The sequence below is a fragment of the Thermofilum uzonense genome, assembly GCF_000993805.1.
GTDB lineage: Archaea > Thermoproteota > Thermoprotei > Thermofilales > Thermofilaceae > Thermofilum > Thermofilum uzonense.
This window is the reverse complement of sequence record NZ_CP009961.1, coordinates 1,131,809-1,147,116: the sequence shown is the minus strand read 5'-3', so window position 1 is coordinate 1,147,116 and position 15,308 is coordinate 1,131,809. Positions and strand designations below refer to the sequence as shown.

The window sequence follows — 15,308 nt, the reverse complement described above, 5'->3', positions numbered from 1 at the left end:
CTTATTCACCTTTTAATCTTTCAAACGAGAAGCTACAGCCGTGGGTTTTCGCGCCCTGTTCAATAGCTTTTAGAATATCTGATGATATTTTCTCACCATCCTTATAATTCAACGCCTCGACATCTAACTTATACCTGGGAGCTCCCAGTGTATAAAACCTTACAGAGGTATTCGATGGCAGCTTCACGCTTCTTTCCCAAGATGTTAAAATATCTTTCAACGCTTTAACCCCACCCTCCAGGCACTGAAGATTAATGATAAAGCTGAGCTTCACCCGTGGGAGTCTAATGTTTTGACGGGCTATCTCCGCGACAACTTCGGCCCATTTTTTCTCAACGTTGGCCTCTAAGAGAGCCTCTTCGCCCCTCAGACTAGCTTCTTCGAGTCCTTTAAAAATCTCTCCATAATAGTCTTCAAGCGGCCAGCCAACCTTCTCGTAAGCCTCGTCGAGGGTCTTACGTAGCTTTTTAGCTGCAAGCTCGAGAATCTTTTCAGCCCTCTGTGCCCTCTTCCACTCTATAAGTTTCTCTTTTCTTTCTCCATCTGAGACTCTCTTTAACGATAAGTCAACCAGCTTTCTTGAGGGATCTACACGTATAACCTTGAACACAGCCTTCTGTCCCACCCTTAAAACATCTCTTATATTCCTAAACCAGCTATGGCTAGCCTCTCCAAGCGGGACATAGGCCCTCAATCCCCCGTACTCGTCCAAAGCTACAAAGGCTCCATGCTCGTGAATCTCCTTTACAGTAGCCACAACCAATTCATTGAGGCTAGGAACCTCTTCTCTACGTCTAACCACAGTCTATCGCCGGAGAGAATAAGTTTAGTGACAGATATTTTTTGCCTCTCAAGCCTGTCGCGAGAAAGTTTGAAAAAAGAGGACATCTACAGGAGAATTAGCTTAATGGGCGACTATTCTTAAAAGGATCAGTGTTTCTCCACGATAATGTCTGGTTACGTCAAGAATTCCACGATTTCCGCTATTATTAGAGCTTTGCCCCCTCTAGGCTGTACAAGAACCCTGCCACACTTGAAACACTTAGCTGTAAGGGAGGAGTGACTGAACACTACCTGGACGTTACCACAGTCGGGACAGCGAACCTTTACGAACCTGCTCCTAGGCTTTGGAACGAGCTGCTCCACCTCAACCATATCACTTCACCTTCTCTACTATTTCCAGTTTCTTCAGCCTAATGCCTTCCTTGTGATAGGTATATCCACAGACCTTACACTTAAGCTTCAACACCTGTTTCTTCGTAACCTTTGCAGTCCTCTTCTGCTCAGGCTTCCTCTTAGACCCATAACCCCTCTGCTTCCTTAGATACCTCCGCTGACCCTCAGCCAACGTTCTCCTCTTTCCAGCCTTATAAAGCGTAACCTCGTGCTCTGTATGTGTCTTACACTTTGGACAATAGGTCCTTATCACTGCAGGAACCTTCATTCCAACCCCCACGCTGCACTTTCAACCCTACACGCATAATTTAAGCTTTTCCAGCCTGCATAGACGCATGCATCTAGAATGACTGAATACTTTTGCCTAAACCGCTAACCTCGCCTTGGAAAAGGTTTATAGGCGAGGCCTAGAGCATGGGTCTCTAGGTGGATACATGGAGTTCTGCCCTAAATGCGGGGGGCTAATGCTACCAGCCGTTGTGGACGGCAGGAAAGTATTAAAGTGTAGAAGCTGCGGATATGTTAAGGAGAGCAATAATCCTGGAAACGCGTACCGTCTCGAGGAAAAAGTTCAACGACACCCCCTCGACAAGATCACCGTCTTGGATGTGAACGTGTCTACACTCCCAGTGGTGCCCTTCAAGTGTGAGAACTGCGGCAACGACAAAGCCTACGTGTACGAGGTTCAGACAAGGGCTGGCGACGAGCCAGCGACAAGGTTCTACATATGCACTAAGTGCAGGAAGGTATACCGCGAATACGCCTGAAGAGGAGATCCCACGTTATTCTTGACGCCAACCTTAATGATAGTTTTATATTCAGTATCCAACTTCTTTAAACGAGGGTCAAAAATGGTCAGGTTCACCTTCCCGGATGCCCGCGAATGGAGGTATATTCTTGAAAGCCTTTCAACAATAGTCGACGAGGCAAACTTCCTTGCATCTCCAGACGGGTTACGCCTCAGAGCTCTAGACCCAGGCAGAGTAGCGATGGTTGACCTCTTCATGCCAGCCGGGCTCTTCGAGGAATACTCCGTGGACTCGGAGACTAAGATTGGCGTTGTACTCGACGACATCAACAAGGTCTTAAAGAGGGCTAAGTCCGACGACAAGCTCGTATTCGAGGTCGGCGAGGGCAGGCTCACAATAATTCTACAAGGCAGGGCCGAGCGGAGGTTCAGGTTCCCCCTCCTCGACATTGCAGGCCAAGAACTACCCTCTCCCAAGCTCAACTTCACGGTTGCAGCCAAGATGCTCAGCGACACCTTCAGGGATGCGCTCAAGGACGCGTCTCTGGTATCAGAGGCTGTAAAGCTCAAGGCCGAAGACGAGTCCCTCCACCTATCTGCTAGGAGCGACAGGGGCGAGATAGAGACAAAGTTCACCATAGAGTCGGGAAGCCTGCTCGAAATAGACGTGAAGGAACCCTCAGAGGCCAGCTACGGGATAGATTTCCTGGACAAGATCGTCTCGAAAGCCTACAGGGTGAGCGACATAATGGCTCTACGATTCGCGACAAACATGCCCATAGAGATGAGCTTCGACATAGCCGGAGGCGGTACGCTGAAATACCTCCTAGCCCCGCGCATGGAGTAACCCATGGGTTCAGAGCATTTAAAAGTGGTCATTGGTCCCGAGGACTATTTAAAGTATCCATTCCTGCCGGAGGCCATCAAGATTGTTAAGGAGCTAGGCCTCACCATCGAGGAATTAGGCGAGACACCCCTAGGAAACGAGATACTAGAACAGGCTAAGAGAAAAATCCTCTCCGTTATTGAGGACGGCAGATACCCCATATCCAGCGACGACTACAGACTTGAAGTATCGGCCTTTGCAACGGCCATTCTCCTTCTATCACAGGTAGGCGATAAAGCCCTAACCGAGAAGTTTGCGACAGCCTTCTCCAAGAGCATCTCGCCCAGCCTAGAAGCCGACTCACGCGAAAGGGTACAGCTACTCTTCTACATCTCACAGGTTCTAGGATGGGATGTCAGGATTAAAGACAAAATCTACGTGCACTTCAAGAACTATATCCATGCACAGCCGGACTTCACGGGTAAATGGAAGCTCGTAAACAGGGCCCTCAGAGACGGCTACGTCGAGGTCTCCACGCATGAGTTAGCGAGACTTATACAGACAGGAGTGAAGAAACATGTCTCCAGGCTAGTGGAATCCGCGAGCGTGGATTCCTCGCTACTACCAGAGAGGGTCTACGCCGTTGTAGAGGAGCTATCACAGTCCTGGGCTAAAACGAGGAGGGAAGTTTTAGAGTTCGCGCAGGCCGGATACAGGAAGAGTGGCATGGACGCCTTCCCCCCATGCATCAAGACTCTAATGGATGAGGCGAAGAGCGGAAAAAACCTTCCTCATAGCGCCCGCTTTGTACTAGCATCATTCCTGCTTAACGTCGGCTTCACAGTGGATGAGACACTCGAGATATTCAAATACTCCCCCGACTACAGGGAGGATCTAGCCCGGTACCAGGTTGAGCACATAGCTGGCCTGAGAGGCTCCAGGACAAAATACACACCCTACAAGTGCGACAACATGAGGAGCCTAGGACTCTGCAGGTGGAGGTGCGAGGGGGTAAAGCATCCTCTCCAATACTTCTACAGGGCCCTTCGCGGGAAGACCCCCAGGGTGGTTGAGAGCCAGGTGTCGTAGAAGTGGACATACAAGGCTTGTTCAAGGAATACTATCGGAAAAACCCAGTCCCTCCCCCTCCAAGCATAGAGAGGAGAGAGTTCGCCTTCACCACTTTCTCGTCCAGCGGGATGATCAGACACATATCTTTCAAGAACCCCGAGGAGATGAACAGATACATTATTGAAAGAATACCGCGGCACGCCTACTACTCCACCGCGTACTACTCCGACCCCTCAGCCCCCGAAATGGAGGACAAGGGCTGGCAAGGCGCAGACATGGTCTTCGACATAGACGTAGACCACATAGACACCCCCTGCAAGCCCCTCCACGACACGTGGAGGTGCAAGGCCTGCGGCGCCCATGGAAGAGGCTTAGCTCTCAAGTGCCCCGTTTGCGGGAGCGAGAGCCTCGAGCGTCAAACCTGGGTCTGCGACCGTTGCATAAGCGTGGCCCGCGAGGAGGCGCTCAAGCTCATAGACATACTTGAAGAAGACTTAGGCATCTCCAGGAGCGAGATGATCCCAGTCTTCTCCGGGCACAGGGGCTTCCACATACACGTCGAGGATAAAGCCTTAATCGACCTCGAACAGGAAGCCAGGCGCGAGATAGCCGACTATGTGCGGGGCCTCGGCATAGACCCCGATCTATACATCGAGAGGACAGGAGACCTCTACAAGTACAAGTACCCTTCAACGGCCCCAGGGTGGAGAGGCCGTATAGCCATGCACCTCGCCCTTAGGGGGAAAGAGGACACCCCCCTCCCGAGGGAAGAGCTCAAAAAACTCATAATGGAGTGCGTCGCCGAGGCCAGGGCAAACATAGACGAGAAAGTCACAATGGACGTCAAGAGGCTCATACGCCTGCCAGGAACACTCCACGGCAAGACAGGCCTCAAAGTACTCCCATTAACGATCCAGCAACTCGAGGCAATGGACGCCGCTAGCATAATCGAGAGGGCAGTCGCGCTCCCAGACACCCCCGTCAGTGTCGAGATGGAAGAGTGGCCCCGCCGAGTACTAGGCTTCACATTCAGCGAAGACGGTTCTAAGAAAACAGTACCGCTCTACCTGGCAGTCTACCTGGTGCTCAACTCTCCTACTGCTCGAATACTATCCATTGGGTAAAACAGCAATTTAAACCTCAGAGGAACACGTTTCATTTTTAGTCGAACAAATATTAGTCTGAAGCCGGATTCTAATTAACAGAAAAGGTTGCCTATAAATACCCTGCAAGCCAACAACCCCTCGAACCCCGAAAAGGGGTGAAGCATGCATATGAGTAAAAAATACATCTTTGGAATACTAGCACTAGCAATACTAGCACTAGCACTAACCACCACGGCACAGGCAGCTCCAGTAACCTCAGCCTATGAAATACTTGTAACTCCATGGGGCACACCCTTCGCCAACCAGAACGTAATAATCGTCGTGTTCAACCAAACACAAGGAGGAAACTGTATCATAGCCTATGCACAGGGCACAACTGATGCAACAGGCAAGATAAACCTCCAAATAGCCAGCAAGATTCCAATAGATACATCTAAAACGTATTCAGGAATATATAACGTATCCGTATTCTGGCAGGCCTACGGAAAAACCTTCCTCCTAAACACCACAAGGTACACTACAACTCCTTTCAGCGTCTCAAGCATCTTCAATAAGACTATAACGCTCACATACCTCTGGAACTTCTCGTTTAGAGCCTTGACGACAGTCAATGGGACTAAAGTCCCGCTCTACTACCGGGATCCCGAGAGCGGCCGCGAGGACAAGGCCTTCTTCGAGGTAAGGCTTGACCCCAACGGCCCCATCGTGTTCTCAGACTACGGCGACGCGAACGGCAACACTACAAAGACTTTCCTCATAGGCGCAATACAAGTTAACATAAAGCCGACGCTATCCCCCAACTGCTACCACATCGAGAGCTACTGGAACACCACGTTCTACAAGGACATCTACTGGATGATGACCGGAGGGGCTTCACCGCTAAAAGTAAAGGTTGGCAGCGAGAAGCTGAACTTCACTACTACGGGCTTCCAACTTAAAAACAACGGGTCAGCTACTAGCACAACACTATATGTAATCGAAAATGTTCCAGGGGTACAGCCAAAAAGCGCGCCCCTTGTCCCCATACAAGGCGGCCACAAGACTGTTAATGATACAGCTTACACCTTCCTAGCCATAGTGACAGTTACAGACCCATGTGGTAATAGACTGACAGGTTGGGAGTGGCCACCCATAAACGTTGAATTCTCCACCCCCTCACTGGGCAAACTCCGTGTAGGCAAGGTCAACCCCGTGACAGGGACAGCCCCCGAAGAAGGCTACAACGGCACCTTCTGGCTGCCCAACGTAACCCTCTTCTACAAGGAGAACGTCACGATAAACGCCGAGATAAACGGAATACAAGTATTCACCTGGACCTTTAACACTTCAATGCAGCTTCCGAGCAGCGGCACTTTACCTGTGGTTAACAAACAGGTATTCAATGTAACTAAGGGTTCAAACGGTGCCATCAACCTAACGATAGCCTTATCGGTCGTCAAGGTTCAGACAATTGTAAAGGACAGTGGCGTAACACCCGTCCAGCCGCTCGAGGGGGCAATCGTAATAATACAGGCCCCCGGCTACGACCCCATAAACACCTACACTGACGGCGCAGGCTACATAGCCTTCCCACCATACACAATAGTTGCAGGTGGAAGCACACCCTCAGCCACTCCAATAGTGGCGAGGAAGGGCAGCAACCCCGGCTACCTGCCAGTACCCTTCGACCTCGCAACCACTGGTAAACGCTACAGGTACACTGTAACCGTGCTTTACGCGCTGCCCGGCACCGAGAACTTCGTAGACGTTACGCCTGACAACAACGTCATCACGCTCAACCTCACCGACTACTTCGTAAAATGCAGTGTCCAGAGCTTCCAGCTCATAGCGAAGGTCTACAACGTGAACATGAAGGTCGTAGACCTTTGCGGAAGACCTCTCACAAGCGCTGACGACCCCAACGCAACCCTGATTCTAACATACACGCCGCCACAAGGGTCCCCGATAACCTTCAGCGCAGGCCTGGGCAAGGACGGCACAGTCTTTATAGGCAAGGTTCCAGGAGGCACCTTCACCGTCAAGCTCGCATTCAAAGGCGTGTTAATGAGCCCGGTAAGCGGTCCCAGCCCACTTGTAGTAACGGGCAACATCGCCAACTACAGCCAGGCAACGTACACGTTCCCCGTAGGCGACATTAAGTTCAGGGTGACCCAGTGGGACGAGAAACTCCCACTAGTCAACATAAGCGTGACCCTTGACTACTACAAGGGCACAAGGAAGACCTACACTCAGAGTGCAACAACCGGGTGTGACGGCATAGTCTCATTCACAAAGGTTCCACTCTCAATAGACACAAGCCTCAACTCCGTCATAATCACGCTCAAGACAACGAAAGACACACCCTACATCAGGCACCCCAAGGATGACAACCTCGTAATCGGCAAGTGGGATCTCACAAAGACTCTTGCAGGCATCCAGCCAGCCTGCACAATCGGCCCGATAGACATCCCAGCATGGGTCTTCAGCTTCACGCTCGAGGCTGTAGACCACGCTGGGAACATACTCAAAGAGCTGCCCACGAGCAACGGCACAGCCCCCGTAATCGTGGCCCTCAACGATACTTACAATGCAATATCCTATAATGTAACGCAAGTCTGCCAGGGAGGCCCTGGCTGTCTCTGCTGGCCATCCATAAGCGTGACCTACCAGATCTTCAACGCTACAAACAACGCTGGCAAGCCATGGGGCAACGGCATAAGCGAGGCAAGGTTCAAGTTCACCGGGACCCAGTGGGACAACAGCAACTACCCGCACCTCTTCATCGCCGGGGCCAGCTACAGCTTCAAAGTATGGTATGGAGGCGTGATGGTCTACAACTACAGCTTCACAATGCCGGCTCCAAGCGCGGCGCTAGACTATAACAGCGTCATCAGCGCCCAGGTGATAAGATTCAACGAGACCACGGGCGCCCAGACTCTAGTACAAACCGACAAGCTCGACTACACCTGGATACTCGGGAAGAACGGTGCTACCGAGCACCCAATAGTCAGGTTCTACGGAGCGCCGGCGTGGAGCGGCAGGTACAGCGTTAAGCTCCAACTCGTAACCTGGGTCGTCAACCTCGACATCTACACGGTGAGCAAGCTGGGCCAAGGCCTAATACCCGGCCTCAACGTAACCCTCGTCAGGAACGATGTAATCAACTGGAGGTCACTACTGAGTGGCGGGTACAACGCTATAGTTAAACCAAACGCCTCCTCCCTGGGCGTCGGCATGATAGCGTGGAGCGCCGTCGACACTGCGGGCAACGGCAAGATAAGCCTCCCAGTAGCCATCTGGATGCCCAACCACAAAGTCAAGAATGCACCAGTAAAGTTTGGAGCCAACATAACCAATGCATACGTCTTCGCGGGCAAGAAGTATGGAACCCCCGGAGTCCCAGATACCCCCAAGTATGGATCAATAGAAGTAGGTACTGCTTATGGATACCTTGTTGGACCATACAATATAACGACTAACAGTATCAATACTCTTGTCACTACGAGCGGTAACGACATAAGCAGCCCAAGCCCAACATGGTACAAGCTAGGCAATGCATTCCGTGGCAACAACCACGACTACATGCTTGGCGGAGCATGGAACGTCACTTACTGGAGCGGTGTAGCCAAGGTGGTGTACACCACGGCGATGGAGGGCTTCTGCGTCCAGGTCACAGGCCCCAACCTCCGTTCACAGCAGGTAGGCCTCGCTAACCAGCCTGTAACAGTAACTGTTATCGGCTCAACCGGCGCCACGTCAGGCCTAGTCAGCGGCACGACAGGGTCCGACGGCACGGTTACGTTCTACCCTGACAAGGGTGCTACAGTCAGCACTCCTGTAGGCAGCCTCCCCGTCTTCACGGGCAAGTTTGCATTCCTGGGTGTAAGCAGACTCAACTACACGCTTTCAACCAAGCTAAACTTCGACCCTATACTATCCCCGTACAACCTGAAGACCGAGAACGTGTTAGACCCTGACACCCTCACCACCACGGTTACATTCAACCTCACAAACAACATGCCCGGCGGAGTCTGTGTCCCACTCCAGTGGAGCGGCATACTTGTAACAGTCTTCGACTGGTCAGGCAAGCCCTTGCAGAACGCCATGGTTGCAGCCTACCTGAGAGAACCAAACGCAAAGGCCTATCCAAGCACCATTAACTTCACTAACGCCAACGGTAACACAATCCTCTACGTCCCGCCTGGTACTCAGAAATACCAGCTCCTCGTCTACTGGCGTGACAGCTACCTCCTCAGGGCAGCGGGCAAGATACCCAAGGAGATAGTGATCTTTGACACAGTCACAGACTACGACACTCCAAGGCTTTACACGCCTGGAAGCGGGACAACGCTTGAAACCTTCGTCTATGTCGCTAAGCTCGTGTTGACCAACGCCCAAGGAGGGTCTCTCAGCCAGAGTATACTCAATAACATAACTGTTACCGTCACGTGGCCCGACAGCGTGGTAACTAAACACAAACCAGCCTCAGACGGTAGCGTAATACTGAGGCTCGCAAAGGACACCGTGGTAAGCTGGCCGTCTGATGCAAGCGCCAAGTACAGTCCTGAGACACCCGCTGACCACGGACAGGCTCCGCACGGAGCCTACCAGGTTAAGGTAGACCTCGCCGGCGTAGGCACAATAGCCACTCAGAGCATCAAGATCGAGAAGGGCAGGTTTGAGACCAGCCTGCAGATCTTCCAGGTTAAGCTCGACATCTACGACGTCCAGCTGACGTTCACGTCACCCTTCGGCACACCACTTGCCAACGCTGCGGTTCAGATAACCACGCCTGACGGCAGAACCATAAGCGATACTCTCGACAGCAGCGGAAGCATAACAGTCAAAGAGGTACCACCAGGCAAGATTAGCTTCTCCGTCGTCACATGGAAGGGCCTCAACATAGGCTACTCCGATAGCGTAAACAGGCAACCCTCTGTGGGCATAACAGTCCCAAGCATCGGAAAGCTCACCGTCAAGGTAGTTGGCGCCAGGGGACAAGGCGTTGAAGGCGCAACCGTCACCGTACAGAATGTTGGAAGCTTCACATCAGACGCTAGCGGAATAGTAACACTTGAGATACCGCAGGGCACATACACTGTTACCGCCAGCAAGGGCGGAAGAGAGGCCAGCGGAACAGCCACTGTAACGGGCGGCAAGGAGTCAACACTCGAGTTAAAGCTCGACATCTTCCTGACCATTGCTGGATGGGAGATGAGCAGCAGCGAGTTCCTCGGACTCATACTGCTCCTCATACTGATAGTCCTAGTGATCTTCATAATCGCCCACGAGTACAGCCTGTACAGGCGCCGCAGACTCGCAAAGGTCATTGCTCCAGCCGAGGGCACCCAGGCAAAGTAAGAAGCCTAGTCTCTCTAAAACTAAAAAAATAGTTTTTTACCTTTTTTCTTTCTATATCTTCTGATGAATGTTTCAGATGTTTTGGGAATTCTTCAACTCCCGAATGTGTCACATATGGAGGCTCATACTGTACCTCAACACAAGCTCGTTTTACAGAGTAATGTTGGGCCAATAGACGTATTGCTGGATGGAGGCTTCCAAATGGGTTGTCTATATGATGTAGCTGGTGAGGCTGGAAGTGGAAAGACACAGCTCTGTATGCAGCTTGCTGTTAACGCTCAAAAGCCAGTCGGTCAAGGTGGTCTAGGATCCCGCGTTGTTTTTGTCGATACAACAGGCGATTTCTCCCCAGAGCGGGTCGTGATGATGGCCGCTGCTAGGGATCTAGATCCTAGCTCTGTATTGGCTGGCATACTATATGTTCGTGCTCACAGTCTACAACACTTGTTGGTTCTCCTCGAGAAAGCCTTCAAGGAGGTCGTGGCTGGAGATGTAGGCCTATTAATCCTGGACGAGCTTACACGGCTAGTACGCACCGAGGCGCTGAGTGCACGTGAGAGAACCGAGGCTTATGCAAAGGTTATTTACTCTCTCTGGCGCGTGGCGCGTGCCGGCGCGGTGGTCATAGCTACTAGACAGGTTGTCCAATCGGACGGTATAAAGCCAGCTGGAGGCGCGGCCCTCGACACATACGCGTGTCTAACACTACTTCTCCGCAAGCGCGGCGTGGTTCGAGAGGCAGAGGTACTATCAACGCCATGGAAGCGTGGAACAGCAACCTTCAGGATAGGTGAACATGGTGTCGAGGAGGCGTAAACCCCAAGATATAGGCTTTCTCGGTCAAGGCTTTGTAATTGAAATATCGGGGTCGTCAGGCTCAGGGCGGCGTGAAGCTGTGCAAAGGTTTATCTCAGAAATGGGGACTGAAACCCTTTACATAGACTACGCTCAGACCTCCTGGCGGTCAAGGGGAAAATGGCGTAACGTTAAATTCCAAACGCCCGGTGATCCTCTTGAACTGCTCTCTATTATAGCAGGGGCAAACTACAAGCTAATCGTGGTGGACAGCGTTCCAAGGGTTTTCTACGCTTTTAACCTCGAGTACAGGGCGAGATGGGGGCTAGTGGCTTCCCTACTGGCACTGGCGCTCGATAAAGCCAGCAGGGGATTAAACTCAATATTCATCAACTATAGTTCTGACTCCAAGAGTTTTGGGGAAAACATTTTCGCAGAATACTTTACCCATAGAGCCCTCGTCCGACGCGAGGGAGACAAAATAACGCTATCCTTCTATCACCCCTACAAGGCCGATATTGTTATGCCCTCGGAGTAGGTTTTTAATGATGCTATACCCCTAGTTACCTGTGGCTTATGGCTTGGGATGGGATAGCGTAAGCGTTCTAGACCTTTACAAGATATGGGATCTGCTTGAGAGCCTTGAAGGCTCGAGGATTAAACGCGCGCTAGAATACAAGGGGGTCTACGTCATACAGCACTCTAACGGTATACTATTGTTTAGTCCTAAACGAGGCGTATCCCCTCTAAGTGAGGACATAGAACTCAAAAACCCCGTTCGTTCAAGACTTCTACATGAGATAGAGGGGCGTAGAATCCGCGAAGTCAGCATTATTAACGAGGACAGAGTATTGGCCCTAGACCTGTACTCGGCCACCCTTGTATTAGAGTGGGTCAGAGAGGGTAACGTGGTACTCCTAGACCACGAAGGTAGGATACAAGCAGCAGCGGCCCAAAAGACTATGAAGGACAGAACGGTAAGGAGAGGCGAGCCCTACAAACCCCCACCCAGGCTAGGCGACGTTTCAAGGTCTCCTTCAGAGATAGTGGAATTAGCTTCTAGACTATCGAGAAGAAGCATCATCTCCGCCCTAGCTTACGCCTTATCCCTGCCACCAGAGCTCATATACGAGGCCGCTTACAGGCAGGGCTTAGAAACAGCTTCTCCGGGCATTGACGTAAAGGATATAATACGCATAGTCGAAACGGCGAGAAACATATACCTCGAATCAATTGAGCGCAAAGAAGAGGGCTTCAAAACAACCATCGAGGGCAAAGTGTTGATCTACCCTTTTGAGCCATTTCACCTTAAGGCTGGCTTCGAGAAGATAGAATATCCTAAACATTTTCCCTCTTACGTTGCAAGCCTCATGCTATCGGACTCCTCCGCAGGTGAGATCGAAGCAAGTCCTGTGGAGAGGGCTCGAGAAGCATTGGCGAGGCTCGAGCTTGAAGCTAGGCTAGTCATGGATCATGCGTCTAGGCTTCAAAGACTTATAGAATCCTATAGAAGAATGCGTGAGAGTAGGATTCCCTGGGAACAGTTAGAGAACGATTTGAGGAAAGATTTCCCTGAGGTCAAGGCGTTCAACCACGAGAAATGGATTATACAGGTGGATCTAGGAGGCCTAGATATTCACGTCAACGCAAGGATTTCGGCATACGCCAACGCTGAGATGTTATTCGAGAAGGCCAAGTCGCTTAAAAGCAAAATCCAGGAGCTCCAGGAAGTAAGACATGATCAACCCACAAAGGTGGTTGTAAGGATAGCAAAGGAGACAGGTCGTCCTTGGTATAGGGATTTCAGGTTCTTCGTGACGACAAACGGCTTCCTTGTTATAGCCGGGAAATCCGCGGGGCAAAACGAGCTTCTAGTTAGGAGGTATATGGATGAGCACGACTTGTTCCTACACGCGGACATTCACGGAGCTCCAGCCGTAGTTATAAAGACTGAGGGAAAAGATGTTCCTGAACAGGACATACTCGAGGCAGCCCAATTCGCCGCAAGCTATAGTAGCGCTTGGAAGGCTGGACTGCTAACAATGGACGTGTACTGGGTTCCAGGAAGCCAGGTGTCTAAAAAAGCCCCTAGCGGCGAGTACCTTGGCAAAGGAGCCTTTATGATATACGGTAAGAGGAACTGGCTGAGAGGGATAAAACTAGAACTCCTTATAGGCGTTGGAAGTAACGGGCTCGAAGCCATACCAGCCCTCAAGAAACCCCAAGGAAACTGCTACGTAAAATTGTCCCCGGGTACGATCTCCAGAGAACTCACAGCTAGGAAGATACACGAGTTCCTTCAACATAGCTGCGGGTATAAGGTAATGCTTGAGGATATCTTGAGGCTACTGCCACAAGGAACATTCCATGTGGAGAGGTGGCGGAACGTTGAAAGCCGACTATAGCGAAGGCGTTTTAACGGCTGAAAGCCCCGAGGAAGCATTTGGGATCATGCATCAAGAGGGCTTTAAAAGCCTGGTAGCAAAAATAAAGGGGACATATCTCCCGCTTCATTCTCTACACCACTTTACCACGGGACGCAGATTAAAAACCAATATATCCTTCATAAGCTCAACACCGGGCTTTTCAACAGCATTGCATCGTGTCTCGAAGGGATACTATCTGGTACTCCGCAAGACTGGGAGAGCTTATACTCCTCGATCCCTAGTATCCTGGATGCTTGCTAGCGGATTAATTAGCATTCAGGTTCTAATCTCGAAACTAAAACCCTTCAGGCTACCATGTTTAAAATGCAACTCGAAGGTAACAACCGCTTATCGAGCCTTCAACGAAACAAACGCCCTAGTCCTCCCCATCTGTCATAGAGGTCAGGTAGTGAATATACTCACAGTTCCAGACTTAGCTCATTATGCACTGAGAGTCGGTAGAACTGAAGTGCTGAGCGGCACGGTCTCCGTATCCAAGATAGCTGGTCAGTTCTTGGACGTTTATACGGTGAAGAAACTGGAACCAATGGAGAGTCTCAGGAAGTACTCCATTGTCTACGCTGACTTCGGAGACGATGTATTCCTCTTTGATTCTTCAGCACTGCAAAAATTCTTGTCGGCGTATACGGGTGGTTCCAGTCTTGCTAGAAGTAGTGGCTGATGGGATGCTCGGTAAACTATCAAGATGGTTGAGGCTCCTTGGGGTCAGGACAATCTATCTCAGGGACTTTAAGGACGCAGAAATTAAGCTTTTCCTCGCGACGCATAATAAAGCGGTTTTCCTTACCCGAGACAAGGTCCTTTATCGGGAGCTTATCAGGAAAAACATAAAAGCTCTACTCGTTCCAGATGGTCCCGAGGAGGACGTACTGGCCTGGGTTCTTTCAAGGCTGGATATCAAGCCAGAATTTAACCCGGAGAAGGCGTTATGTTCGTTGTGTGGAGCCCCCCTAGTCAAGGTTGATAAGGAGCAAATTAAGGATAATATTCCCCTCAAGGTCAGGGACACATATAACGAGTTTTACATGTGCACAGGATGTGGACAAATTTATTGGCTGGGCACTCATGTAGTAGAGATAGAGAAAAAAATTGAAAAAGTGAGGTGTATAATCTATGGAAAAACTATCTGTTGAAGAAGGCAAGTTCCTCGTTAGTCTTGCCAGAAGGGCTGTTGAAGAGTACCTTAACAGGGCTGTCATAATTGAGCCACCTCGAGATACGCCTGTAAAACTTCTAGAGAAATCCGGTGTCTTCGTAACTCTTGAACGTATAGAGGTGAACCCAGTCACAAGGCAGGCTAGGCGCGAACTTAGAGGGTGCATCGGCTACCCTGAACCCCTCTTCCCTCTAGCCGAGGCAACGATACGCGCGGCCGTCGCAGCCGCAACAGAGGATCCTAGATTCCCCCCAGTAACCCCCCGTGAACTGGATGAAATAATCTTTGAGGTCAGCGTTCTGACAAAGCCCGAACCTTTAATATACTCTGACTATAAAGAGCTCATAGGAAAGATAAAGATCGGCAGAGACGGACTCTTAGTCGAACACGGAATGGCCCGTGGCCTGCTCTTACCCCAGGTTCCTGTAGAGGAGGGCTGGGACGTTGAAGAATACCTAAGCTATGCTTGCCTTAAGGCCGGCCTCCCTGAAGACTTCTGGAGGTCCGGAAAGCTCAAGGTTTATACTTTTCAGTCCCAAATATTCGTCGAAGTTACGCCAGGAGGCGAAGTTACTGAAAGGATACTCGAGTTCTTCCCCTAGTTTTCCACCAGATTGAAAGTATCGAAAAGATAACTTAATTA

14 protein-coding genes are annotated in these 15,308 nt (G+C 50.7%); 11 read left to right on the top strand and 3 right to left on the bottom strand.

Annotation, left to right across the window (positions count from 1 at the left end; translation table 11 throughout):
* Position 1: 1 nt before the first annotated feature.
* From MA03_RS05875 to MA03_RS05865, 3 genes are all read right to left on the bottom strand, one after another.
* On the bottom strand, positions 2 to 802 hold the full coding sequence (locus tag MA03_RS05875) for a translation initiation factor IF-2 subunit alpha (RefSeq protein WP_052884373.1): 801 nt from the start codon (positions 800 to 802) through the stop codon (positions 2 to 4).
* Between the two features lie 155 nt (positions 803 to 957).
* Positions 958 to 1,155 (bottom strand): 30S ribosomal protein S27e, encoded by a 198-nt coding sequence (locus MA03_RS05870; protein ID WP_052884372.1) that lies wholly within the window; start codon positions 1,153 to 1,155, stop codon positions 958 to 960.
* 1 nt (position 1,156) lies between these two features.
* Positions 1,157 to 1,444, bottom strand: a complete 288-nt coding sequence (locus MA03_RS05865; protein ID WP_052884924.1) for a 50S ribosomal protein L44e — start codon at positions 1,442 to 1,444, stop codon at positions 1,157 to 1,159.
* Positions 1,445 to 1,610: 166 nt separating this feature from the next.
* Here MA03_RS05865 and MA03_RS05860 point away from each other — a divergent pair, with 166 nt between their 5' ends.
* The 11 genes from MA03_RS05860 (at position 1,611) to MA03_RS05810 (ending at position 15,267) form a co-directional block, all read left to right on the top strand.
* Entirely contained in the window at positions 1,611 to 1,943 is a 333-nt protein-coding gene (locus tag MA03_RS05860) for a transcription factor S (RefSeq protein WP_052884923.1), read from the top strand.
* A gap of 84 nt (positions 1,944 to 2,027) precedes the next feature.
* Positions 2,028 to 2,771, top strand: a complete 744-nt coding sequence (gene pcn, locus MA03_RS05855; protein ID WP_052884371.1) for a proliferating cell nuclear antigen (pcna) — start codon at positions 2,028 to 2,030, stop codon at positions 2,769 to 2,771.
* 3 nt (positions 2,772 to 2,774) lie between these two features.
* Positions 2,775 to 3,839: a hypothetical protein gene (locus MA03_RS05850; RefSeq protein WP_052884370.1), complete on the top strand. Its 1,065-nt coding sequence runs from the start codon at positions 2,775 to 2,777 to the stop codon at positions 3,837 to 3,839.
* Positions 3,840 to 3,841: 2 nt separating this feature from the next.
* Positions 3,842 to 4,945 carry a DNA primase small subunit domain-containing protein gene (locus MA03_RS05845; protein WP_052884369.1) on the top strand — a complete coding sequence of 368 codons (1,104 nt, stop codon included), beginning with the start codon at positions 3,842 to 3,844 and terminating at the stop codon, positions 4,943 to 4,945.
* Positions 4,946 to 5,095: 150 nt separating this feature from the next.
* Positions 5,096 to 10,267: a carboxypeptidase-like regulatory domain-containing protein gene (locus MA03_RS05840; RefSeq protein WP_052884368.1), complete on the top strand. Its 5,172-nt coding sequence runs from the start codon at positions 5,096 to 5,098 to the stop codon at positions 10,265 to 10,267.
* A 63-nt stretch (positions 10,268 to 10,330) separates the two neighbouring features.
* Positions 10,331 to 11,083 (top strand): AAA family ATPase, encoded by a 753-nt coding sequence (locus MA03_RS05835; RefSeq protein WP_052884367.1) that lies wholly within the window; start codon positions 10,331 to 10,333, stop codon positions 11,081 to 11,083.
* On the top strand, positions 11,067 to 11,600 hold the full coding sequence (locus tag MA03_RS05830) for a hypothetical protein (RefSeq protein ID WP_191118458.1): 534 nt from the start codon (positions 11,067 to 11,069) through the stop codon (positions 11,598 to 11,600). Before MA03_RS05835 ends, MA03_RS05830 begins: the two co-directional genes overlap by 17 nt.
* Positions 11,601 to 11,631: 31 nt before the next feature.
* A complete protein-coding gene (rqcH, locus tag MA03_RS05825) occupies positions 11,632 to 13,467 on the top strand; it encodes a ribosome rescue protein RqcH (protein ID WP_052884365.1) in 1,836 nt (611 codons plus the stop codon).
* The gene (locus tag MA03_RS05820; RefSeq protein ID WP_191118457.1) at positions 13,451 to 14,170 is read left to right on the top strand and encodes a hypothetical protein; all 720 of its coding nucleotides are present in this window, start codon (positions 13,451 to 13,453) and stop codon (positions 14,168 to 14,170) included. Before rqcH ends, MA03_RS05820 begins: the two co-directional genes overlap by 17 nt.
* Complete coding sequence (locus MA03_RS05815) at positions 14,139 to 14,642, top strand: Mut7-C RNAse domain-containing protein (RefSeq protein ID WP_191118456.1); 504 nt, start codon at positions 14,139 to 14,141, stop codon at positions 14,640 to 14,642. Before MA03_RS05820 ends, MA03_RS05815 begins: the two co-directional genes overlap by 32 nt.
* A complete protein-coding gene (locus tag MA03_RS05810; RefSeq protein ID WP_052884362.1) occupies positions 14,623 to 15,267 on the top strand; it encodes a TIGR00296 family protein in 645 nt (214 codons plus the stop codon). The genes MA03_RS05815 and MA03_RS05810 overlap by 20 nt, the downstream gene beginning before the upstream one ends.
* Positions 15,268 to 15,308: the final 41 nt, after the last annotated feature.

Coding starts and splice junctions, on each gene's coding strand:
- MA03_RS05810 (WP_052884362.1), top strand. CDS start 14,623: ATGGAAAAACTATCTGTTGAAGAAGGCAAGTTCCTCGTTAGTCTTGCC.
- MA03_RS05835 (WP_052884367.1), top strand. CDS start 10,331: ATGAATGTTTCAGATGTTTTGGGAATTCTTCAACTCCCGAATGTGTCA.
- MA03_RS05860 (WP_052884923.1), top strand. CDS start 1,611: ATGGAGTTCTGCCCTAAATGCGGGGGGCTAATGCTACCAGCCGTTGTG.
- pcn (WP_052884371.1), top strand. CDS start 2,028: ATGGTCAGGTTCACCTTCCCGGATGCCCGCGAATGGAGGTATATTCTT.
- MA03_RS05840 (WP_052884368.1), top strand. CDS start 5,096: ATGAGTAAAAAATACATCTTTGGAATACTAGCACTAGCAATACTAGCA.
- MA03_RS05865 (WP_052884924.1), bottom strand. CDS start 1,444: ATGAAGGTTCCTGCAGTGATAAGGACCTATTGTCCAAAGTGTAAGACA.
- MA03_RS05850 (WP_052884370.1), top strand. CDS start 2,775: ATGGGTTCAGAGCATTTAAAAGTGGTCATTGGTCCCGAGGACTATTTA.
- MA03_RS05870 (WP_052884372.1), bottom strand. CDS start 1,155: ATGGTTGAGGTGGAGCAGCTCGTTCCAAAGCCTAGGAGCAGGTTCGTA.